The sequence below is a fragment of the Mycoplana dimorpha genome (assembly GCF_003046475.1).
GTDB lineage: Bacteria > Pseudomonadota > Alphaproteobacteria > Rhizobiales > Rhizobiaceae > Mycoplana > Mycoplana dimorpha.
This window is the reverse complement of the sequence record NZ_PZZZ01000006.1, coordinates 19,386-40,041: the sequence shown is the minus strand read 5'-3', so window position 1 is coordinate 40,041 and position 20,656 is coordinate 19,386. Positions and strand designations below refer to the sequence as shown.

Annotated in this window: 17 protein-coding genes; 13 read left to right on the top strand and 4 right to left on the bottom strand. The window is 63.5% G+C overall.

The window, feature by feature from the left end:
• Window positions 1–112: 112 nt before the first annotated feature.
• A complete protein-coding gene (locus C7449_RS14935) occupies window positions 113–607 on the top strand; it encodes an FUSC family protein (RefSeq protein ID WP_245414404.1) in 495 nt (164 codons plus the stop codon).
• 148 nt (window positions 608–755) lie between these two features.
• On the opposite strand, the gene C7449_RS14930 is transcribed toward C7449_RS14935, so the two are convergent.
• On the bottom strand, window positions 756–1,727 hold the full coding sequence (locus C7449_RS14930; protein ID WP_108003698.1) for a quinone oxidoreductase family protein: 972 nt from the start codon (window positions 1,725–1,727) through the stop codon (window positions 756–758).
• Window positions 1,728–1,772: 45 nt separating this feature from the next.
• Here C7449_RS14930 and C7449_RS14925 point away from each other — a divergent pair, with 45 nt between their 5' ends.
• The gene (locus C7449_RS14925) at window positions 1,773–2,675 is read left to right on the top strand and encodes a LysR family transcriptional regulator (protein ID WP_108003697.1); all 903 of its coding nucleotides are present in this window, start codon (window positions 1,773–1,775) and stop codon (window positions 2,673–2,675) included.
• A gap of 257 nt (window positions 2,676–2,932) precedes the next feature.
• On the opposite strand, the gene C7449_RS14920 is transcribed toward C7449_RS14925, so the two are convergent.
• Window positions 2,933–3,946, bottom strand: a complete 1,014-nt coding sequence (locus tag C7449_RS14920; protein ID WP_108003945.1) for a LacI family DNA-binding transcriptional regulator — start codon at window positions 3,944–3,946, stop codon at window positions 2,933–2,935.
• 274 nt (window positions 3,947–4,220) lie between these two features.
• Here C7449_RS14920 and C7449_RS14915 point away from each other — a divergent pair, with 274 nt between their 5' ends.
• The 11 genes from C7449_RS14915 (at window position 4,221) to betT (ending at window position 18,826) form a co-directional block, all read left to right on the top strand.
• Window positions 4,221–5,267 carry an ABC transporter substrate-binding protein gene (locus C7449_RS14915; RefSeq protein ID WP_108003696.1) on the top strand — a complete coding sequence of 349 codons (1,047 nt, stop codon included), beginning with the start codon at window positions 4,221–4,223 and terminating at the stop codon, window positions 5,265–5,267.
• Between the two features lie 72 nt (window positions 5,268–5,339).
• Window positions 5,340–6,158 carry an ATP-binding cassette domain-containing protein gene (locus tag C7449_RS14910; RefSeq protein WP_108003695.1) on the top strand — a complete coding sequence of 273 codons (819 nt, stop codon included), beginning with the start codon at window positions 5,340–5,342 and terminating at the stop codon, window positions 6,156–6,158.
• Window positions 6,155–7,417, top strand: coding sequence for a sugar ABC transporter permease (locus C7449_RS14905; protein ID WP_108003694.1), 1,263 nt, complete (start codon window positions 6,155–6,157; stop codon window positions 7,415–7,417). Before C7449_RS14910 ends, C7449_RS14905 begins: the two co-directional genes overlap by 4 nt.
• A 21-nt stretch (window positions 7,418–7,438) precedes the next feature.
• A complete protein-coding gene (locus tag C7449_RS14900) occupies window positions 7,439–8,167 on the top strand; it encodes an SDR family oxidoreductase (RefSeq protein ID WP_108003693.1) in 729 nt (242 codons plus the stop codon).
• Between the two features lie 43 nt (window positions 8,168–8,210).
• Window positions 8,211–9,842: an FGGY-family carbohydrate kinase gene (locus tag C7449_RS14895; protein WP_108003944.1), complete on the top strand. Its 1,632-nt coding sequence runs from the start codon at window positions 8,211–8,213 to the stop codon at window positions 9,840–9,842.
• A 456-nt stretch (window positions 9,843–10,298) separates the two neighbouring features.
• Window positions 10,299–11,423 (top strand): sugar ABC transporter substrate-binding protein, encoded by a 1,125-nt coding sequence (locus tag C7449_RS14890; protein ID WP_108003692.1) that lies wholly within the window; start codon window positions 10,299–10,301, stop codon window positions 11,421–11,423.
• A gap of 161 nt (window positions 11,424–11,584) precedes the next feature.
• Window positions 11,585–13,129 (top strand): sugar ABC transporter ATP-binding protein, encoded by a 1,545-nt coding sequence (locus tag C7449_RS14885; RefSeq protein ID WP_245414403.1) that lies wholly within the window; start codon window positions 11,585–11,587, stop codon window positions 13,127–13,129.
• Window positions 13,126–14,106: an ABC transporter permease gene (locus tag C7449_RS14880; protein WP_108003690.1), complete on the top strand. Its 981-nt coding sequence runs from the start codon at window positions 13,126–13,128 to the stop codon at window positions 14,104–14,106. The genes C7449_RS14885 and C7449_RS14880 overlap by 4 nt, the downstream gene beginning before the upstream one ends.
• Window positions 14,103–15,095, top strand: a complete 993-nt coding sequence (locus tag C7449_RS14875; RefSeq protein ID WP_108003689.1) for an ABC transporter permease — start codon at window positions 14,103–14,105, stop codon at window positions 15,093–15,095. Before C7449_RS14880 ends, C7449_RS14875 begins: the two co-directional genes overlap by 4 nt.
• A gap of 145 nt (window positions 15,096–15,240) precedes the next feature.
• A complete protein-coding gene (locus tag C7449_RS14870; protein ID WP_374828227.1) occupies window positions 15,241–16,137 on the top strand; it encodes a DMT family transporter in 897 nt (298 codons plus the stop codon).
• Between the two features lie 463 nt (window positions 16,138–16,600).
• A complete protein-coding gene (gene betT, locus C7449_RS14865; protein WP_108003688.1) occupies window positions 16,601–18,826 on the top strand; it encodes a choline BCCT transporter BetT in 2,226 nt (741 codons plus the stop codon).
• A 326-nt stretch (window positions 18,827–19,152) separates the two neighbouring features.
• On the opposite strand, the gene C7449_RS14860 is transcribed toward betT, so the two are convergent.
• Both C7449_RS14860 and C7449_RS14855 read right to left on the bottom strand, forming a co-directional pair.
• Complete coding sequence (locus tag C7449_RS14860) at window positions 19,153–19,398, bottom strand: hypothetical protein (RefSeq protein ID WP_108003687.1); 246 nt, start codon at window positions 19,396–19,398, stop codon at window positions 19,153–19,155.
• A 2-nt stretch (window positions 19,399–19,400) separates the two neighbouring features.
• Window positions 19,401–20,654 carry an aminomethyltransferase family protein gene (locus C7449_RS14855; protein ID WP_108003686.1) on the bottom strand — a complete coding sequence of 418 codons (1,254 nt, stop codon included), beginning with the start codon at window positions 20,652–20,654 and terminating at the stop codon, window positions 19,401–19,403.
• Window positions 20,655–20,656: the final 2 nt, after the last annotated feature.

The window sequence follows — 20,656 nt, the reverse complement described above, 5'->3', positions numbered from 1 at the left end:
GGTCGGGGGTGGGAAGCCTCGAAGTGGCGCCAGGAAAATGCTTCAGGGCTCGCCGGACTTCCCCGGGCTGGCGGGCGTGGGAGTCATTCGCCTTGAGATGCTTGGGTAATGATTGAGCATTGAAATGCCCTTGGTCCGTACCCTGTGGGCAAGATGGTCAGGCGCCTGGCGTGAGGTTGCGGCAGCAACGATCGCGGCGCCCTTGGCATGGGCGGTTGCACAGAAGCTGTTTGGCCACCCTCATCCGGTATTCGCTGCGGTTATTGCGATCGTCGCGTTGGGACCTGGCATCGCCAGCCATCGGAAGCAGGCTTGGGGACTTGTCCTTGGGGTAGCGATCGGCATCCTAGTCGGAGAAATCGTTCTCTTTATTCCCAATTTCACTGCGGCAGCGGGTATTGGAGTGTTCGTTTCGATGATGATCGCCTGTTCTTTCGACCTGGGCCCGGTCATGCCAATTCAAGCCGGTGTTTCTCTTCTCCTGGTGCTTACACTAGGCCCTGAGACAGCAGGCTATGTTCGCATGGTCGATGTCGTGATTGGCGCAGTAATAGGGCTGGCCTGCGGTAGGGTTCTCCTCGAGTCGCAAGGCCGAGATAGCAGCTGACCTGAAAGGGGCAACATCAATCGGAGTGGGCGTTCGCGAGTCCTTCGACGTCCTTTGATTTTCCTGGCATGTTACCGAGGCCGGACGAGGCTGCCAGTCCCGGGGTTCGGCCAGCTAAGGCGGCGAGCCGCCATCGATCGGTTGCCATTTATGGGATCAGCAAGACGCTGCCCGCTATCCGTCCTGACTCCATCTCCTCGTGGGCTTTGGTCACGTCCTTTAGATGGAATTCTGCGGCGATTTCGGAAACGATTTCCATCTCCATTGCCCGGATCGCTGCATTTGCGGCATTACGGTACCTGTTGGTGTCAGAACACCACGCCATGATGCTCGGGTGGCAGAGTGACTTGCCGGGCCGCAGCTCTTCGATGGAGATGGGAGGTACAGGTCCCGCCGCCTGGCCGATTGTGACGGCGGTACCGAAAGGGCGGACGGAGCGGATGGTTTTGACAAGCATGTCGCCGCCGATCCCGTCGTAGGCGACGTCGGCACCCACACCGCCTGTAATCTCTTTCACCTCGGCAACAATATCCGCTTCCCGCCCGACGATAAGGTGGTCCGCTCCATAGGAAGCGGCGCGTGACGCTTTTTCGGGCGTACTGACCGCACCGATTACCGTGGCATTGAGCGATTTCGCCCAGCGAACAAGGATACTCCCAAGGCCGCCCGCGGCCGCATGGATCAGGACTATACTTCCTTCCCTGACATCATAGACCTTCTCGAGCAGCATATAGGCCGTCATGCCCTTGAGCAGTGAGCTGGCCGCCGTCTTCGACGAAATCGCTTCGGGCAGCTTGACGACCTTTTCAGCGACGATGTTCCTGGTAGAGCAATAGGCACCGACAGGCGGGCCTGCATAGGCGACATGGTCGCCGAGCTCAAACTCGACGACGCCAGCACCGACTGCTTCGACAACCCCTGCCGCCTCAGCGCCGATGACCGCAGGGTAGGATGGAAGCGGATAAACACCCTCGCGATGGTAGATATCGAGGAAGTTCGTGCCAATGGCTTGTTGGCGGATTCTAACCTCGCCCGGGCCTGGCGCTCTGGCGGGTTGATTTTCAATGCGGAACTGTGTGGTGCCGCCGGGCGCTTGCAGCAGTATGATATGATCGGTCATCCTGATCTCCACTTCTGCGCGCAAAAATAAGCGCTGGCAGCATGTGTGAAAATTCCCTATTGCTTCACATCGGTTGGGAGAAAATTCACACAGATGAACTGGGAAGACCTGAGACATTTCCTTGCGCTGGCGCAGTCGGGAACGTTCCTCGGCGCGGCAAGACAGCTCGGCGTCGAGCACGCGACCGTCAGTCGACGCGTCACGGCGCTGGAAAGCAGCTTGGGGCGCAAGCTTGTGGACAGGCGGGGTCGGCGCGTCGTTCTCACCGCTGACGGCGAACAGGTTGCCCGGCAGGCTGCCCTTGTGGCCGAGCAAGCCGCCGCTGTCGAGCAGGTCGGGCGCAACAGTCCAACGGCGATGCGCGGCCATGTCAGGATCAGTGCGCCACCGGCTCTTTCATCCGCGCTTCTGGCGAAACCCATCGTTTCGGTCAGGCGCGATCATCCTGGGATCGCGATTACGTTAGTCGGCGAAACGCGCCTTGCCTCGCTGAACCAGCGTGAGGCAGACCTCGCCATCCGGCTGTCACGACCGGAGCGCGGCGATTTCTCAATCGTCAAGCTCGGAGAGGTGGAGTTCCGGCTTTACGCGACAGCATCCTATCTGGACATCACGCCGCCCGGCGAATGGACTTTTATCGGTTATGACGAGAGCATGAGTGCATCTCCGCAGCAAACGCGCTTGGTCGAGTATGCTGCCAGCCGACCCATCACGGTTCGCTCCTCGGTTTTGGAAGTTCAGGCTGCTGCCGCGAGACTTGACGGTGGCGTGGTCATGCTTCCCGACTTCGTCGTCTCGGAAACCGATAGTCTTCAAAAAATCGACCCCGATGCGGTCCTGACGCGAGAGGTTTGGCTCATCGTGCACTCTGAGATCAAGAACGTCCCGTCAATTCGTGCCGTCTCCGACGCTTTGAGGCAAGTCTTCGTGGATCGGCGCGCTCGCTAACTACCTCGGCTGTGTTGAGATCAGGTGCCCCTTTGGCCACAAGGCTCCCTCCCTTGGTCCCACGAGTTCAGCCTCGACTCCCCGCGAACCTTCAAGCATTGGCAGGTCGACCGAGCAGCGAAGTGCGTCGGCAAGCGACCTTCACCTTTTTTGGAAAAGCACCTCAGGACTTTTTGGTGGAAGGCGTGATTCCAGCCACTTTGCTGAATCACCTTAGTATTGACCAACAGCTGACCGGTCGATCTGGTAGCTCAGCGTCAAGCGAAGAGAGGCGGGATTTCGATCAGTTTTCCGGTGTCGCCGCTTCCCTTCTCGACGATGTCGAAGGCCGCCGTCAGCATGCCGGGTACGTCCTGCCGGGCCATTTCGATGTCGTGGCCGAGCAGTGCAACGAAGGGATCCCAGTCGAAACAGCCGATGATGGGCGGTGCGGCATCGAAAAGCGGTGACGACTTGATCCAGCGCATCACGCCTTCGAGCGAGATGGTGGAGTTGACGAACATCCCGCGCGGCACGCTGCCTTCGCTGGCCGCCATCGCGCTCAGCGCCTGCGCGGCCTTTTCCGGCGCGTAACCGCAGGCGAGAATATGGTGTTCCTCAATCGGGACGCCGAGATCCTGGTGGGCCATGCGGAAGCCGCGAATACGTTCGGCCGTGTTGTGATCGCTGCCGCGTCCGCCGATGAAGAGTAGCGGCGCCATGGCGCCGCTCTTCTGTTCGACATTGATCAGTGTCCGCTTCGTCAGCTCGCGCGCGCCGGCGAAGTTGTCTGAAATGATCGAGGTCGCCTTGGTGCCGGGCAGGTCGAGATTGAGGCTGCGCGTACCCGCCGCGAGACAAATATCGGTGATGCGGTCCGGATCGGTGGCGCCGGTCGAGATCAGCCATTCGACCTGGTAGGACAGCATGGTGCGCGCCGCTTCGATTTCGAGGTCGGGATCGCGCAACGTGCAGGTGATGATCGGGAAGAGCCCGCGCGCGCGCGCCATGATCTCGAAGGTTTCGACGATCGAACCGAAATAGCGGTTGTCGTACTTCGGTACGATCATGCCGATGATGCGGGATTTCTCCCGCCGCAGCAGGCTCGCCTGCATGTTGACGGCATAGCCCTGTTCCTCGGCGATGCGGGTGATCTTCTCGGCGAGCTGGCTGCTGATCCGGCGCTTCTTCCAGTTGCCGTTCAGCACGGCGCTGACGGCACTCGCCGATGTGCCGGCGAGCTCGGCAAGATCATAGATCGTCGTCTTCTTCTGCGGGCGCTGCTGATTCACGAAGTCCTCCTCCGAAAGCCAACTTGACATCAAACGGGCAAGGTGGCAATTCTTGCTTCATCGATTGAGCAACGGTGCTCCATCGATGATACAGGTTGGCTGTGGAGGGTCGACCGGGAGGCGTTCTGCCAGTGCCCACATCCCGCGGCGCCGATGTGCTCGGCGAAAAACGGTGATCTGCGTCCTTGTGACAGGCGACGCGGAGTGGGTGCGAGGAGCGGTCCGGGATGGTCTCTCGACACGGGCTTTCCCCACTCAAGGAGGAGAATGAGACATGAAAATTCGTTCCGTGCTGCTGGCGACCATTGGTCTTGCCGCACTGGCTTCCGGTTCTGCTTTCGCGCAGGAAGGGGCGACCGTCGCCTTCCTGATGCCGGACCAGGCATCGACCCGCTATGAAGAGCATGACTATCCGGGCTTCAAGGCTGAAATGGCCAAGCTCTGCCCGACCTGCACCGTCATCTACCAGAACGCCAATGCGGACGTCGCGCTCCAGCAGCAGCAGTTCAATTCGGTCATCGCCCAGGGCGCCAAGGTCATCGTCCTTGACCCGGTGGACTCCGCTGCGGCCGCTGCCCTCGTCGAGATCGCCCAGTCGCAGCAGGTTAAGGTCGTCGCTTATGACCGGCCCATTCCCGACAAGGCTGCCGACTACTACGTCTCCTTCGATAACGAGGGTATCGGTCATGCAATCGCGCAGTCGCTCGTCGAGCACCTGAAGGCGAGCGGCGTGCCGGAAGGTTCGGGCGTTCTCCAGATCAACGGCTCGCCGACCGATGCCGCAGCAGGTCTCATCCGCGACGGCATCCATCGGGGTCTGAAGGACTCCGGCTATAAGACGCTTGCCGAGTTCGATACGCCGGATTGGGCGCCGCCGAAGGCGCAGGAATGGGCCGCCGGCCAGATCACCCGCTTTGGTGCGGATATCAAGGGCGTTGTTGCAGCCAACGACGGCACCGGGGGTGGCGCGATCGCCGCCTTCAAGGCCGCCGGCGTAAATCCGGTTCCTCCGGTCACCGGCAACGACGCGACGATCGCCGCCCTGCAACTGATCATCTCGGGTGACCAGTACAACACGATTTCCAAGCCGTCGGAAATTGTGGCGGCCGCCGCGGCGAACATCGCCGTGACGCTCCTGAAGGGCGAAACCCCGGAAGCCAAGACCACGCTCTACAATACGCCGTCCGAACTCTTCGTGCCGGCCGTGGTTACGGCGGAAAACATCAAGGCGGAGATCTTCGACAAGGGTATCCAGAAGCCCGAGGAAGTCTGCACCGGCGAATACGTCGAGGGTTGCAAGAAGCTCGGCATTATCCAGTAATATCTTTCAAGGGGCTCGGTCGGGGCCTATGCTCCGGCCGGGCGTATCCATTCCAGAGAAGAGCGCCTCGTCATGCAACGAAATGACATCGGCCTGCCCCCTAAAGGCACGACCATTCTGAAGTTGAGCAATGTCTCGAAGAATTTCGGTGCGGTCTCCGCGCTGACCGACATTGAGCTGGAAGTGAAGGCGGGCGAGGTGGTCGCGCTGGTCGGCGACAACGGTGCCGGCAAGTCGACACTGGTCAAGGTGCTCGCGGGTGTGCACCAGCCGACTGCGGGCCGCATCGAGTTCTGCGGCCAGGAGGTTTCGCTGGATAGCCCGAGCAGCGCGCTCGGACTTGGAATTGCGACCGTCTTCCAGGATCTGGCGCTCTGCGAGAATCTTGATGTCGTCGCCAATCTTTTCCTTGGCCATGAGCTCTCGCCCTGGAACCTCGACGAGGTGGCGATGGAGGTGCGTGCCTGGACGCTGCTGCGGGAGCTCGCAGCCCGAATCCCCTCCGTTCGCGAGCCCGTCGCCTCGCTCTCCGGCGGCCAGCGCCAGACGGTGGCAATCGCCCGGTCGTTGCTGCTGGATCCCAAGATCATCATGCTCGACGAGCCGACGGCAGCGCTTGGCGTCGCCCAGACGGCCGAGGTGCTGAACCTGATCGAGCGCGTGCGCGAGCGCGGCCTCGGCGTCATCATCATCAGTCACAACATGGAGGATGTGCGGGCCGTTGCCGACCGCATCGTCGTGCTTCGTCTCGGCAAGAACAATGGCGTCTTCACGCCCGACGCCTCCAATCACGAACTGGTGGCGGCCATCACCGGCGCTACCGAAAACGCCGTGTCGCGCCGCATCGGCCGCAATAGCGGCGAGCAGGCAGCAACCGGGAGCCCCGCATGAGCACTCAGATGCCTAACGAGAATAAACCCACTCCCCTTGCCCTCGACCGCAGCGACGAACGGGTCAGCCATGCCGACAGCATAGGCGGCATGGTCCGCGCCTTTGTCAGCCGTGTCCGCTCCGGCGACCTCGGCATGCTCCCGGTCGCGATCGGCCTGATCGTCATCTCGACCGTCTTCAGCATTCTCAACCCGATCTTCCTTGCGCCGAACAACCTGGTGAACCTGCTGTTTGACTGCGCGACCGTCGGCATCATCTCGCTTGGCATCGTCTGCGTGTTGATCCTCGGCGAGATCGATCTTTCCGTCGGCTCCATGAGCGGCCTCGCCTCGGCGATCATCGGCGTGCTGTGGGTGAATTCCGGCATGTCGCTGCCGCTCGCCATCGGTGCCGCGCTGGTGACCGGCGCGGTCGTCGGCGCGCTTTATGCGGTGCTTTACAATCGCCTCGGCATGCCGAGCTTCGTCGCGACGCTTGCCGGACTTTTGGCGCTTCTCGGCATGCAGCTCTACATCCTGGGGCCGACGGGCAGCATCAACCTGCCTTATGCGTCGCCGCTCGTCCGGTTCGGCCAGATCCTCGTGATGCCCGGCTGGCTGTCGCATCTGCTCGCTCTGGTGCCGGGTGCCGTTCTCGTCATCGCGGGTCTGGTGATCCGCAAGCGCCGTCAGGCCGTCAATCTGTCGTCCCAGCCCCTGAGCAGTCTGGTCGTCAAGGCGGTGGTGCTGACCGTCATCCTGGAAGCCGCCGTCTACTATCTCAATCTCGGCCGCGGCGTGCCGTGGATGTTCGGCCTTTTCGTCGCACTCGTCGTCATCCTCAACTATGCGCTGACCAAGACCAAGTGGGGCCGTTCGATGTTCGCCGTCGGTGGCAATCGCGAGGCCGCTCGCCGCTCCGGCATCAACGTCCGCCGGATCTACCTGAGTGCCTTCATGCTTTGCTCGACGCTCGCAGCCCTTGGCGGCACCTTTTCGGCAGCCCGCCTTGCCTCGTCAAGCCAGCAGGCCGGCACGGGTGACGTGAACCTCAACGCCATCGCAGCGGCGGTCATCGGCGGCACCAGTCTGTTCGGCGGCCGCGGCAGCGCCTATTCCGCCCTGCTCGGCATCATCGTCATCCAGGCGATCTCGAACGGACTGACGCTCCTCAACCTGAGCTCGTCGCTTCGCTACATGATCACCGGGGCAGTGCTTGCCATCGCCGTCATCGTCGACTCGCTCGCCCGCCGTTCGCGCGTCAGCCATGGCCGCGCCTGATTGAAAGACTGGAGACTGAACATGACTGAACTCATGAAGGGCAAGGTCGCCGCGATCACCGGTGCGGCATCCGGTATCGGCCTGGAATGCGCGCGCACACTGATCGCCGAGGGAGCCACCGTCGTTCTGATCGATCGGGCGAAGGACAAGCTCGAGGCGCTCTGCAAGGAGCTCGGCGAGCGCGCGGTACCGCTGGTCGTGGACCTGCTGGATGGCGCCGATGTTTCCAGCATGCTGCCGCGCATTCTCGAATGCACCGGTCGCCTCGACATCTTCCACGCCAATGCAGGAGCCTACATCGGCGGCCCGGTGGCGGAAGGTGATCCTGATGCCTGGGACCGCATGCTGAACCTCAACATCAACGCCGCCTTCCGTTCGGTGCATGCGGTTCTGCCACACATGATCGCGCAGAAGTCGGGCGACATCCTGTTCACGAGCTCGATCGCCGGCGTCGTTCCCGTTGTCTGGGAGCCGATCTACACCGCGTCGAAATTCGCCGTTCAGGCCTTCGTTCACTCTACCCGTCGCCAGGTCGCTCCGCATGGGGTCCGCGTCGGCGCGGTTCTTCCCGGCCCGGTCGTCACGGCTCTGCTCGACGACTGGCCGAAAGCCAAGATGGAGGAGGCGCTCGCCAACGGCAGCCTGATGCAGCCGAAGGAAGTGGCCGACGCGGTTCTCTTCATGCTGTCGAGGCCGCGCAACGTAACGATCCGTGACCTGGTGATCCTGCCGAACAGCGTCGACCTCTGACACCGGTCTTATCCTCCGCATGCCCATGAATGAGCAGGACACCATGACCCCAGTAGAGAACTCATCCGAGGCAGCATCGCGCTACGTCATCGGCGTCGATGTCGGAACCGGCAGTGCGCGTGCGGGTCTCTTCGACCTCAACGGCCGCATGCTGTCCGTTGCCAAGCGTGACATCTCGCTGTTCCGCGAGGCCGGTTCGATCGTCGAGCAGTCGAGCACCGAAATCTGGGATGTGGTCTGCGGCATCATTCGCGAGGCGGTTGCTTCCGCAGGCGTGGACCCGGCAGGGGTCGTCGGGCTCGGCTTCGATGCAACCTGCTCGCTGGTGGTGCTCGGGGAGGACGGCAGGCCGCTCGCCGTCGGCCCTTCCGGACAGGCCGAGCGTGACATCATCGTCTGGATGGATCACCGCGCGGTTGCCCAGGCCGAACGCATCAACGCCCTGGGCCATGACGTCCTGCGCTATGTCGGCGGTCGCATTTCTCCGGAGATGGAGACGCCGAAGATCCTCTGGCTGAAAGAAAACCGACCGGCGACCTACGCTGCCGCCTGGCAGTTCTTCGATCTCGTGGATTTTTTGACCTGGAAAGCAACCGGCGATCTCTCCCGCTCGACCTGCACGGTTACCTGCAAGTGGACCTACATCGCCCATGAAGCCCGCTGGGATGAAGGCTATTTCCGTACCATCGGCCTGCAGGAACTGGCAGATGAAGGCTTCGCCCGCATCGGCACCGCGATCGTCGAGCCCGGCACCGGTCTGGGCCATGGCCTGACGGAGGAAGCCGCGCGTGCCATGGGCTTGATGCCCGGCACGGCAGTGGCTGCCGGGATGATCGACGCCCATGCGGGCGGCATCGGCACCGTCGGCATCGGCGGCAATCCGTCCGAGAACCTGGCGTATGTTTTCGGTACGTCGTCCTGCACCATGACCTCGACGGCCGAGCCTGTGTTCGTACCCGGCGTCTGGGGACCATACTATTCCGCAATGGTACCCGGCATGTGGCTGAATGAGGGTGGCCAGAGCGCGGCCGGTGCCGCGATCGACCAACTGCTGTCCTTCCACCCTGCCGCCGCCGAGGCAACGGCGCAGGCGCGTGCCGAAGGCAAGTCGCTTCCGGCCTACGTGTCCGAACTTGCAACAGGGAAGGTCTCCCATGCTTCGGAGGCAGTCAAACTGGCCGTCGGCCTGCATGTCGTCCCGGAATTCCTCGGAAACCGCGCACCTTTTGCCGATCCGCATGCCCGTGCGGTCATCGCAGGGCTCGGAATGGAGCGGGACATCGACAATCTCGTCGCACTCTACATCGCCGGTCTTTGTGGCATCGGCTATGGCCTGCGCCAGATCATCGAGACCCAGGCGGCGGCCGGCGCCTCGGTTGAAAGGGTGGTGATCAGCGGAGGTGCCGGTGCCAGTCCGCTGGTCAGGCAGATCCTGGCCGATGCCTGCGGCAAACCGGTCGTCGCCCCTGTCGCCGAGGAACCCGTCCTGCTTGGTTCGGCGATCCTCGGCAGCGTCGCAGCCGGGGCTTTTCCCGACGTTCGCAATGCTATGGGAGCGCTCTCCGAGATTGCCGCGGAGTATGCGCCGAGCCGTGAAGTGGCTGGAGTTCACGAGCGGCGTTACCAGGCATTTCTCAACTTTCAGGAAGTCTTGCGAACTGCCCGGCTTTTCTGATCTGGGTTTTAGCAACGCCTGCCACTGTCAGCTTTCGCGACACGATTCACGGCTGCTGGCAGGTAGCTCCAGCGCATTGTCTTCGATCTGCGGCGGGCCTGGACAATCTTTTCAAGCATGACCCCGTCGGGATCGACCGCGCGCGAAGGGCGGCGTCGCCTCCCGCGGATCGTCACCGCCACGTCGCGCGGCCGCCGCACATCGCTCTGGTTCGCCATTGTATTGATTTCATTGAGAATTTGTAGTTAGGGCGCCGATAGCGCTCGCTTTACAACTCAAATTGGCAGCGCTACCATGATTTCGTGACGTCGAGGGATAAGAGAAACTCGGGAACGTCACTGGAACGGCGCTGTCGGAATGGTTCTGCAGGCCATTGCCTGTTGCGCCTGCTCGACCTCCTCCGGTTTGCCCCTTTCGATTCCGCATCCCACACGACAACTCTTGGGAGGGAAATCGATGCAGAAGTCTTTCCTCAGTGGCCTGCTCGCCACTGCTGCTATTATCATCGCCTCCACGACTGCCAGCGCTGCTCCCGAGATCGTCGGCGGCCCCGCAGCCGATCCACAATGCTTCGCGCCCTGGACGGCGGAAACGAAGTTCTTCAAGTTCCCGAAAAAGGAAGGTCCCTATCGGATCGCCCTTGCGAACGGCTTCATCGCCAACACCTGGCGCATCCAGATGGTGCAGACGGCCAAGGCCTATGCGGCGCAGCCGGACGTTGCCGCCAAGCTGAAGGAATTCAAGGTCGTCTCGACAGGCGAGGACGTTCCGGCGCAGATTTCCGCCATCAACAACTTCATCGATTCCGGCTTTGATGCGATCGTCGTCGACGCACAGAACCCGACCGCCTTCGGCCCGGTCATCAAGCGCGCCAAGCAGGCCGGCGTCGTGCTCGTCGCATTCGACAACATTCTCGACACCCAGGATGCGATCAACGTGAACGTCGACCAGAAGGGTCTCGGCATCCTCTGGGCCAACTGGCTGGCAAAGCACCTGCCCGACGGTGGCAAGGTCCTCGAGGTGCGCGGCGTCGCCGGCACGTCCGTCGACACCGACCGCCACAATGGCATTCATGAGACGCTCGGTGCCACCGGCAAGAAGTGGGACGTCATCGAAGTGGTCGGCAAGTGGGACGATCCGACGGCCCAGAAGGCAACGGCCGACGCGATTGCCGTGCACAAGAAGTTCGACGGCATCACCGCGCAGGGCGGCGACACCGGCGTCGTGCAGGCGATGATCGACGCGGGCCATCCCTTCGTGCCCTTCGGCGGCGAGACGGAAAACGGCTTCCGCAAGTTCTGTGCCAAGTATGCGGGCGAAGGCCTGAAATGCTCCTCGGCCGGCACCGGCCCGGCACAGGTTGCAGTCGCCCTAAAGACGGCGATCGCTGCTCTTGAGGGGCAGGTGGTGCCGCAGTCGATCAAGTTGCCGCTCGCCATCGTCGAGGATCCGAACTTCAAGGCGGGCGACAACTTCTATCCGGACCAGTCCGACAACTTCTTCGTCGGCAATTCCTTCCCCACCTGCGGGATCAACTTCAGCGCCCAGGAAATCATGGGGCAGACGAAGGAAAATCAGTAGGCGGTTCACTCTCCCACCGCCAAGGCAGAGTCGCAGCCAAAGCTCGCGGCATTTGAGAACGAGGGCGCCGGGAACACGTGGATCGGTCCCGGCGAACTGCTCGAAAACAATTCCCCGCGTAACGCTGCCGGTTGGCGGCGGGAGCGCAGATCGAGGGGGTGATGACGGCAACGCAGTCACAAGGCGGAACTCCGCTGTTCCGGATGGAGGGCATCTGCAAGCGCTATGGCGGGGTCCGCGCCCTGGAGGACGCTTCGCTCGCCGTCGAGGGCGGCCGGATTCACGCGATCCTCGGCGAAAACGGGGCGGGAAAATCCACACTGATCAAGATCATGGCCGGCGCCGTCGTCCCCGACGAAGGCCGTATGCTCCTTGAGGATCGCCAAGTTGCGTTTCGATCACCGGCCCAGGCGGCCCGCGCCGGAATTGCCTGCGTGTTCCAGGAACTGTCGCTGATCCCCGACCTCAGCGTCGCCGACAACATCTCGATCTCCAACCCGCCGCGCCGGTTCGGACTGATCGACCGCACCGCGCAAAGGCGGCTGGCGGAAGAGGCGCTTGCCCGGGCTGGCGCCGAAGATATTCACCCTCGCACGCTTGTCCGCGACCTGCCGTTGTCGCGCCGCCAGATGGTGGAGATCGCCAAGGCGCTCGCCTGGAAGCCGCGCATCCTGATCCTCGACGAGGCGACCTCGGCGTTGACGGCCGGCGACGTGGCGAAGGTGTTCGCCGTGCTCAGGCGCCTGCGTGCCGAGGGCCTGGCGCTGCTCTACATTTCCCACCGGATGCACGAGATCACCGAGATTGCCGACGAATGCACCGTGTTCCGCAACGGTCGCAACGTCGCAAGCTATGCTGCCGGAACCCGCTCCGGCAGCGAGGTGGTCGAAATGATGATCGGCCGCGAGGTCAGCGGCGTTTTTCCGCCCAAGCCGCAGCGGCACCGCGAGAGCCCTCCCGTGCTCGCCTGCGACAGGTTCGGCTGGTCCGACCGCCTGCACGACATCACGCTCAAGGTCCGACCCGGCGAAATCGTCGGGCTCGGTGGGCTGGATGGGCAGGGCCAGCGCGAATTGCTGCTCGGACTTTTCGGCGTCCTCAGGGGCACGACAGGCAACGTCAGCATCGACGGCGTGGCGACATCGATCGCAAGTCCCGGGACCGCGCGCGCCGGCAGGATCGGAATGGCGCTGATCCCGGAGGATCGCAAGACCGAGGGGCTGATGCAACCGATGACCGTGCGCGAGAACCTCTCCTTCGCCGCGCTCGACCAGCTGTCGGCGCGCGGCGTCATCGACCGCGACAAGGAAGAGCGCGCGATCGACGAGCTGGTCCGGCTGCTGGCGATCAAGGCCGCGAGCCTCGACATTCCCGTCGGCTCGCTCTCCGGCGGCAACCAGCAGAAGGTCGTCATCGCCAAGTGGCTGATGCGCCGGCCGCGGATCATCCTGCTCAACGATCCGACGCGGGGCATCGACGTCGGGACCAAGCAGGAGATGTACCAGTTGCTGCGCCGGCTTGCGGACGCGGACGCGGCGATCCTCTTCTATTCGACCGACTATGACGAACTGGTCGGCTGCTGCGACCGGGTTCTGGTTCTCTACGACGGACGCATCGTCCGCGAGCTCGAAGGGGCGGGCATCACCGAGCGCGCGCTTGTCGCAAGTGCGCTCCACGTCGACGCGCAAGCGGAGGCCGCGGCATGAGCGAATGGCGCTACTGGCTGAATGAGCAACGCGGCACCTTGATGGGCCTCGCCATCTTTCTGCTGATGTTCAGCGTCTACATCGCCAACCACCCGGCGGGCCTGACCGTCAACGTCGTGGAGACTGCAGCCAACAAGGGCGTCCTGCTCGCCTTCATAGCCATGGCCCAGGCATTGGTGGTGATCACAGCCGGCATCGACCTGTCCGTAGGCATGATCTTCGTGCTGACGAACTGCATCGCCTCATGGATCGTCGTGGGCACGCCGATGCAGACGGCGCTCGGCGTTGCCGGCGTGCTGCTCGCCGGGGCGGCCTGCGGCGCGATCAATGGCCTGCTCGTCATCTATGGCCGGCTGCAGCCGATCGTGGTGACGATTGCGACGGGGGCGATCTATTTCGGCGTGGCCTTGCTGCTGCGGCCTTTTCCCGGCGGCTCGGTGAACGAGGATCTGGCCGATGCCCTGACCGGGCGGCTGTTCGGCACCATCCCCACCAGCCTCGTTGCGCTCCTCGTCGTCGTCCTTCTCGTCTGGCTGCCGTTCCGGGGGTCGGAGATCGGGCGTGCCGCCTATGCCGCCGGCTCCTCCGAGACGGCCGCGTTCATGTCGGGCGTTCCCATCCGGCGGGCCAGATTTGCCGCCTACACGCTCGCCGGCCTGCTTGCCGGCATCGGCGGGCTGTTCCTCACCTTCTTCACCTACACGGGAGAAGCGGCCTTTGCGAGCGGCAGCGGCTACACGCTGTGGTCGATCGCCGCCGTCGTGCTGGGGGGCGTCTCCCTCTACGGCGGGCGCGGCAGCGCGGTCGGCGCAATCTTCGGCGCCTTTGCCGCACGCACCACCGGCGACATGCTGTTCGTCTTCGACGTCGACCCGCTCTGGCAACCGCTCCTGCAGGGGATGGTGCTGCTCGTCGCGGTCAGCATCGGTGCGATCGGGCTTCTGCGCGTGCGCAGTCGGCTGGACTGGTTTCAATGACAGAGGCAACGGAAAACAAAACGTCCCTCCGCGCTCGGCTGCCCGCACCGTTCCGCCGTATCGACCCGGCAGTGCTCATCGCTTTCGGCTGCATCCTGCTCCTGCTCTTCCTCGGCAGCCTGTATTCAAGCAATTTCCTGTCGTTGGAATATCTGCTGCAGCAACTGAAAGTCGCTTCGTTCCTGGGCGTGATCGCCGCCGGCATGATGCTGGTGATCCTGCTCGGCCAAATCGACCTTTCCGTCCCCTGGGTCATGACAATGGGGGCGATGATGGCCTGCGCGGTCGCCGGGTTCGGCACCGGCGGCATGATCCTCGCCATTCCCTTCGGCATCTTCTGCGGGATGGTCTTCGGCCTGCTGAACGGCTTCGGCGTCGCCTACATGCGCATCCCCTCGATGATCGTCACGCTCGCGACCAACGTCGTGGCCCAGGGGCTGATGGTTCTCTACACCGGCGGCTTCTCACCGCAGGACTCGGCGCCCGAAGCGATGCGCTGGCTCGCGACCGGCTTCATCATTCCGGGTGTGCCGAACGCCATCCTCGTCTGGGCGGCGATCAGTGCCGCAATGGTGTTCCTGCTGACGCGCACGACCTTCGGACGCTCGGTCTACGGCATCGGCAACAGCGAGCGGGCCGCCTACCTCTCGGGGATCGACACCCGCCGCATCGTCATGATCGCCTTTGCCGTTTCCGGCGCGCTGAGCGCCTTCGGCGGGGTGCTCCTGGCCGGTTATGCCTCCAAGGCGGCCCAGGCGATGGGCGATGCCTACCTGTTGCCGTCGATCGCAGCGGTGGTGCTCGGTGGAACCTCGATCCTCGGCGGTCGGGGCTCCTATCTCGGTACCGTTGCCGGCGTCATCCTGATCACGCTGCTGCAGTCGATCCTGTCGGTGATGCAGATGCCGGAAGCCGGGCGCCAGATCGTCTATGGCATCGTCATCATCGTAATGCTGCTGCTCTATGGCCGCGGTCCGGCAAGCCCGTAGGCGGGACCCCGAAGGGCATGTAAAGATGGACGGCACCGTCGGCCCGCGGGCCGGTCTGGCCAAGGCCGGTGACCGGGTTGCAGTCTTGGCGATCTCAGGCTAACTCATCACCGCAAATCAAACCGCATGCAGACTGGACAATGCCGTGTCGCAGACCCAACTTGCCGCCACGGCATCCGCCACCCACAACCGCTTGGCGCTGATCGCGCTGCTGGCGGGCGGTATCGCCATTGGCGGTTCGCCGATCTTCGTTCGGCTTTCCGAGATCGGCCCGATGGCGACCGCATTCTGGCGAGTCGCTCTGGCGCTGGTGCCGCTGTTTGTGTTCTTCCGCGCAACGGAGAGGCGCCACGTGCCCGGCCCCGAGGGGGTGGGCGACATGATGGCACTCTCGCTGCCGGGCGTTTTTCTGGCCGGCGATCTCATCGCCTGGCATGTCTCGATCCATATGACGACGGTCGCCAATGCGACGCTGCTTACCAATCTGGCGCCTGTCTTCGTGACGGTGGTGGGCTGGCTGTTCCTCGGCGCATCCATCAGCCGCGCCTTCCTGATCGGCCTGCTTATTGCGATCATGGGCATCGTCGTCCTGAAGGGTGGGCTGAGCGGGCTTTCTGCCGGAAATCCGGCGGGCGACGGCCTGGCAATTGTTGCGGCCCTGTTCTATGCCGGCTACATGCTTGCCATCGCGCGGCTGCGGGGGCGTTTCGACACCGTCCGCGTCATGCTTTGGAGCACGCTGTCGGCAGCGGTCTGCCTGTTGCCGGTGGCACTTCTGACCGAGAGCCAGTTTTTCCCCTTAACGACCTTTGGCTGGGCCATGCTTCTGGGGCTGGCGCTGATCACCCATGCCGGCGGGCAGTTGGCGATCACCTATGCGCTTGCCTATCTGCCGACGGCCTTCTCCTCGCTCACGCTGCTCCTGCAGCCCGTGGTCGCGGCCCTTCTCGGCGTGGCGGTGCTCGGCGAAGCCGTCACTGGCACACAGGCGATCGGTGGCATGATCGTCCTTTGCGGCATTCTTTACGCACGCCGGCAATAGGTTGAAGCTGCGACATCACCTGACGCGAGCGATCGCGAAACGATGCTTCGAAGCGTCTCCTGGTGTCGTTGGCATTCCCCGCACCTTAGCAAGCGGACCGCGCCGGCGATCAGCGGGCTGACAGGCTAACCGGTCGGGGAGGTCATAGGTGGCGCCGTCCGCGTGTCGGATAACCGCCCATTCTGCCGTTCCCAAAAGCGGACTCTTGATTTCGGAGCTTAGGCGACTGCATCGGGCCGATCGCGCCATAACCCAAAGTGCCCGACATTTAGCATCGCTGGATTTTCTCTACTGGCCAGTTCAAGGTTCGCGCTCTCTCCGGCCCTGAAACCTTTCAGGGGGCCGCCATGGTCATATCGACTGCCGCCATTTCAAAAACCTGCTATGCATGGCAGGCAGGTCGTCGTCGAGTTCATCGTCGCGTTGTCGGCACCCGAGGCGGTCCCACAGGAAGGAGCAGGCGATGCCCCCATCCGACGACGAACGCTCCGAAACCGCACAGTCGGGCGTGCATTGGCTCAGCGCGCAGGCCGGGACGTCGCAGCCCTCGCTGGAGCGCGGCCGTTTCGGCGGCACGGAGCGCCGGCACGAGCGTCCGGTTGACGACGACGCGCCGGTATCGCGCAGCGACCTCAGCAAGGGGCGCGAGGAGGTGCTCGAGCATCGCGCGGCCTACATCAACTGGCGCGTTCTGGTCATCTCGTCGGCGGTGATCCTCTGCTTCTCGATCTGGGCCATTCTCATGCCGAGGGGCGCGCGAACGACGATGAAGATGGCGGTCGACTGGATCGCGATGAACCTTGGCTGGTATTACGTGCTGACGGTCACCCTCGTGACCGGTTTCGTCATCTGGGTGGCGTTCTCCAAGGAAGGCAGCGTGCGACTCGGTCCCGATCACTCGCGGCCGCAATACAAGCTCCCCACCTGGGTGGCGATGCTGTTTGCCGCCGGCGTCGGGATCGACCTGCTCTTCTTTTCGGTCACCGGCCCGGTGGTGCAGTTTCTGCATCCGCCGTTCGGAGACGGCGGCACACGCGAAGCGACGCGGGATGCGGTCGTCTGGACGATGTTCCACTACGGGATTGCAGGTTGGGCGATCTATGCGCTCCTCGGCATGGCGATGGGCTACTTCGCCTATCGGTGGGACATGCCCCTGTCGATCCGGGCGGCTCTCTACCCGCTGCTCGGCAAGCGCGTGCGCGGCTCCTTCGGCGACGTCATCAACATCATCGCACTGGTTGGCACCGTGTTCGGCGTGGCGACGTCGATGGGCATCGGTGTTGTTCTGCTGAACGTCGGTTTCGCGCTTCTCTTCGGGCTGCAGCAGGGCCTGGCGCTGCAGATCGCGCTGGTCGTCGTCGCCGTCGTCCTGACCATCGCCGCCACGACATCGGGCGTCGACCGGGGCATCCGCTGGATCTCCGAGCTGAACCTGTGGAGTGCAGCGGCGATGATGATCTACATCCTTTTTGCCGGTCACACCGCGTTCCTCCTGAACGCGCTGGTCGAGAACATCGGCCGGTTCTTTCTCACGCTGCCCGAGCGCACGCTTCAAACCTTCGCCTACGAGCCTGACGGCGCGAAGTGGATGGCCAGTTGGACGTTGTTCTTCTGGGCATTCTGGCTTGCATGGGGCCCGTTCGTCGGCATCTTCCTTGCCCGCATTTCGCGCGGGCGCACGCTGCGCGAGTTCGTGATCGCGGCAATCACGGCCCCCGTGCTGTGCGACTTCATCATCGTCTCGCTATTCGGCAATTCGGCGTTGTACGAGGTGCTGCAGGGCAACAAGGAGTTCGCCCAACTCGCGGTCGAAAGCCCGGAGCGCGGATGGTACGCACTGCTCGAGATGTTCCCGGGCGCGATGTTCCTCATCGGTCTGGCAACCTTCTCGGGTCTGCTGTTCTACCTCACGAGCGCAAACTCGGGCGCGATGGTGACGTCGAACTTCTCCGCCTCGATCCCGGATCCGTCGCACGACGGGCCGAAGTGGCTGCGCATCTTCTGGGCCGTGCTCACCGCCGTGCTCACCGTGGCGATGCTGCTCGCAGGTGGCGTGCCGACGATGGAGTATGCGACGCTCATCTTCGCGCTTCCGGTGACGATCATCGCCTACCTGGTCATGGCATCTTTCTACAAGGTGCTGCGGATGGAGCGCGCCGAGCGCAAGGGTCAGGTGCTGCGAAGACCATCTATGGCCCCTATCGGCGGCCACGTGCCCGAGCGGTCGTGGAGGCAGCGGCTTGAACGGCTGCGCGCATACCCGTCGCTGCCCGAGGTCGTGCACTTCCTCGACCGCACCGTGCGGCCGGCGCTCGACGACGTGGCGGGCGAGTTCAGGAAACAGGGTTACGAGGTCGAGCAGGGCGTCATCATCAACGCGAGCGGCATCGAGGAGCCACTGCTGCGGGTGTCCTTGGATACGTTCCGCGCCTTCCAATACCACGTCGCCATCGTCGAGGCACCGGTGCCGATGTTCAGTGGTCGCATGTCGCGTGAGACCGACGTCTACTACCGGCTCGAGGTGTTCACGCAGACCGGGTCGGGCGGCTATGACCTGATGGGCCTCACAAGACAGCAAGTGATCGATGACGTGATAGAGCGATACGAGGCCCACCTTGCGTTCCTCACCTTGTCCACGGAGACGGATACCGCATCGGTGCTCACACCACCAATGCCGCGGCCAGATTAGCCGTCCGCGGCGGAGGACACGCGAGACAGTCTGGAACCAGGGAAGAAGGAGTGATGGCCACCTGGTCAACGCACCTTGGTCTGGCACTTTTCTTCGGGTTGCGCCCGGATGGGGAGCCGAGGCGAGCGGTTGTCGGCCAGCATCCGCTTGCAGTTCGCCAAGGTGCTTTTTGGATCCTTCCGGAGGTATCAGGCGCTTGGCCTTCAGGATTTTTTTGGCAAAGGGGCGTCCGTTCGGCCACTTAGCGGCATCAGCTTAGTATTGGCCGAACATCACAGACGTTCGCTTGGGGTCGCGGGGCGGGTAAATGTCCTCTGAAAGCCAGGTCAGCCCCGCTTCCCTTCCTCCATCCGCTTCAGCCAATGCTCGCCGACGCCGCGGTCGCGGATGATCGGCAGCGGGTCGGCCGAGTCCAGCCGCGAGCAGATGCGGTAGACCTCCAGCGTCTCGGCATCCATGTCGCCGCGCTTGTGGAACCACATCGCCGCCGCATAGCGCGCACGGCCGGACCATTCTTCGCCGAGCGGCGTGTTGACGAGCTGCCACTGCTCGGCGAATTCGGCGTCGTTCATGCTCAGAACTCCGCTGGCGGGCTCGCGGTGCGGCGGTCGAGCTTTATGAAGGGCCGCGCCACCACCTTTGCCCGCTTCATCAGCCGCTCGTATTTCAGCTCGCGCATTGCGTAGATCTCGACCCAGAGGTCGTCCGTGGCCGTGTCGCCATAAGGCCGCTGAAGGCTTGCCAGCGCGATGTTTCGCTTGGCCATGGGTGACCAGATGGCGGCGCTGACCAGCCCGACCTCCTTCTTCTGCCGATGATAGACAATGGCGTGCTCGGCGGGAATGTTGCCCTCGATCTCCAGCCCCACCAGAACGTGCTGCAGCGTGTCCTTGGAGCGCGCCTGCGCGATGACGCGGCGGCCGTTGAAATGGCCCTTTTCCAGGTCGACCATGAAGCCGAGCCCGATCTCGTCGGGCATGCGCAGGCGGTCGGCGCGGATGGCGTGCTCGGCGGTGACGAAATCGGCATTGGCGACGATCAGCCCGGCCTCCAGCCGTGCGCGGTTGAGCGCGGTGTAGCCGATCGCGCGGATGCCGCGCAGCTCGCCCGCCTGCCAGAGGCGATCCCAAAGGCTCAGCGCAAGATCGGCGGGCACAAAAAGCTCGTAGCCGAGATCGCCGGTGAAGCCGGTGCGCGAGATGACCACGCTGCCGCCGTCGTGTGGGAATTCTGCAAGGTCGAAGATTTTTAGCCGCTCCACGCCGGCAAAGCCCGCCTCGCGCAGGATCGCAAAAGAGGTCGGGCCCTGCAGGGCAAGTGCGGCGATCGCCTCGGTTTCCTCCGTCACGGTGACGTTGAAGCCAATGGCGCTGTCGAGCAGCCAGGGCAGGTGCCGCTCCTGGCAGCAGAGGCGGAAGCGGGTTTCAGTGAGGCGAAACAGCGTGCCGTCGTCGAGCACATGGCCGGCATCGTCGCACCAGGCGGTGTAGTGCACGCGGCCGGGCTTCAGCTTCGCAACGTCGCGCAGGGTGAGGCGGTTGAGGAAGCTCTCTGCGTCCGGCCCCTCGATGCGGTATTTGACCATCGGCGAGATGTCGAACAGCGCTGCCTGGCTGCGGATGGCAAAATATTCGAGCTCTTCGTCCCACAGCGAGGCGGGCGCGCGATAGCCGCCCCAGTCGTACCAGTCATTGGTCTTCATCAGCGCGTCGATGCGAGGCTGGAATGGCGTGTCGACCCGCAGCGTGCGGAAGTGGAGCTGGGCGGGGGAGTGGGCAGCCTGGACGATCGCCTGTTCAGCCAAGGGTTTTGCGGCCGTCTTCGACATGG

Bases quoted from the DNA above. Each gene is read 5' to 3' on its own strand.
- betT (WP_108003688.1), top strand. From the start codon at position 16,601: ATGCCCCCATCCGACGACGAACGCTCCGAAACCGCACAGTCGGGCGTG.
- C7449_RS14905 (WP_108003694.1), top strand. From the start codon at position 6,155: ATGAGCACTCAGATGCCTAACGAGAATAAACCCACTCCCCTTGCCCTC.
- C7449_RS14890 (WP_108003692.1), top strand. From the start codon at position 10,299: ATGCAGAAGTCTTTCCTCAGTGGCCTGCTCGCCACTGCTGCTATTATC.
- C7449_RS14895 (WP_108003944.1), top strand. From the start codon at position 8,211: ATGACCCCAGTAGAGAACTCATCCGAGGCAGCATCGCGCTACGTCATC.
- C7449_RS14930 (WP_108003698.1), bottom strand. From the start codon at position 1,727: ATGACCGATCATATCATACTGCTGCAAGCGCCCGGCGGCACCACACAG.
- C7449_RS14910 (WP_108003695.1), top strand. From the start codon at position 5,340: ATGCAACGAAATGACATCGGCCTGCCCCCTAAAGGCACGACCATTCTG.
- C7449_RS14860 (WP_108003687.1), bottom strand. From the start codon at position 19,398: ATGAACGACGCCGAATTCGCCGAGCAGTGGCAGCTCGTCAACACGCCG.
- C7449_RS14855 (WP_108003686.1), bottom strand. From the start codon at position 20,654: ATGTCGAAGACGGCCGCAAAACCCTTGGCTGAACAGGCGATCGTCCAG.
- C7449_RS14900 (WP_108003693.1), top strand. From the start codon at position 7,439: ATGACTGAACTCATGAAGGGCAAGGTCGCCGCGATCACCGGTGCGGCA.
- C7449_RS14885 (WP_245414403.1), top strand. From the start codon at position 11,585: ATGACGGCAACGCAGTCACAAGGCGGAACTCCGCTGTTCCGGATGGAG.
- C7449_RS14875 (WP_108003689.1), top strand. From the start codon at position 14,103: ATGACAGAGGCAACGGAAAACAAAACGTCCCTCCGCGCTCGGCTGCCC.
- C7449_RS14915 (WP_108003696.1), top strand. From the start codon at position 4,221: ATGAAAATTCGTTCCGTGCTGCTGGCGACCATTGGTCTTGCCGCACTG.
- C7449_RS14880 (WP_108003690.1), top strand. From the start codon at position 13,126: ATGAGCGAATGGCGCTACTGGCTGAATGAGCAACGCGGCACCTTGATG.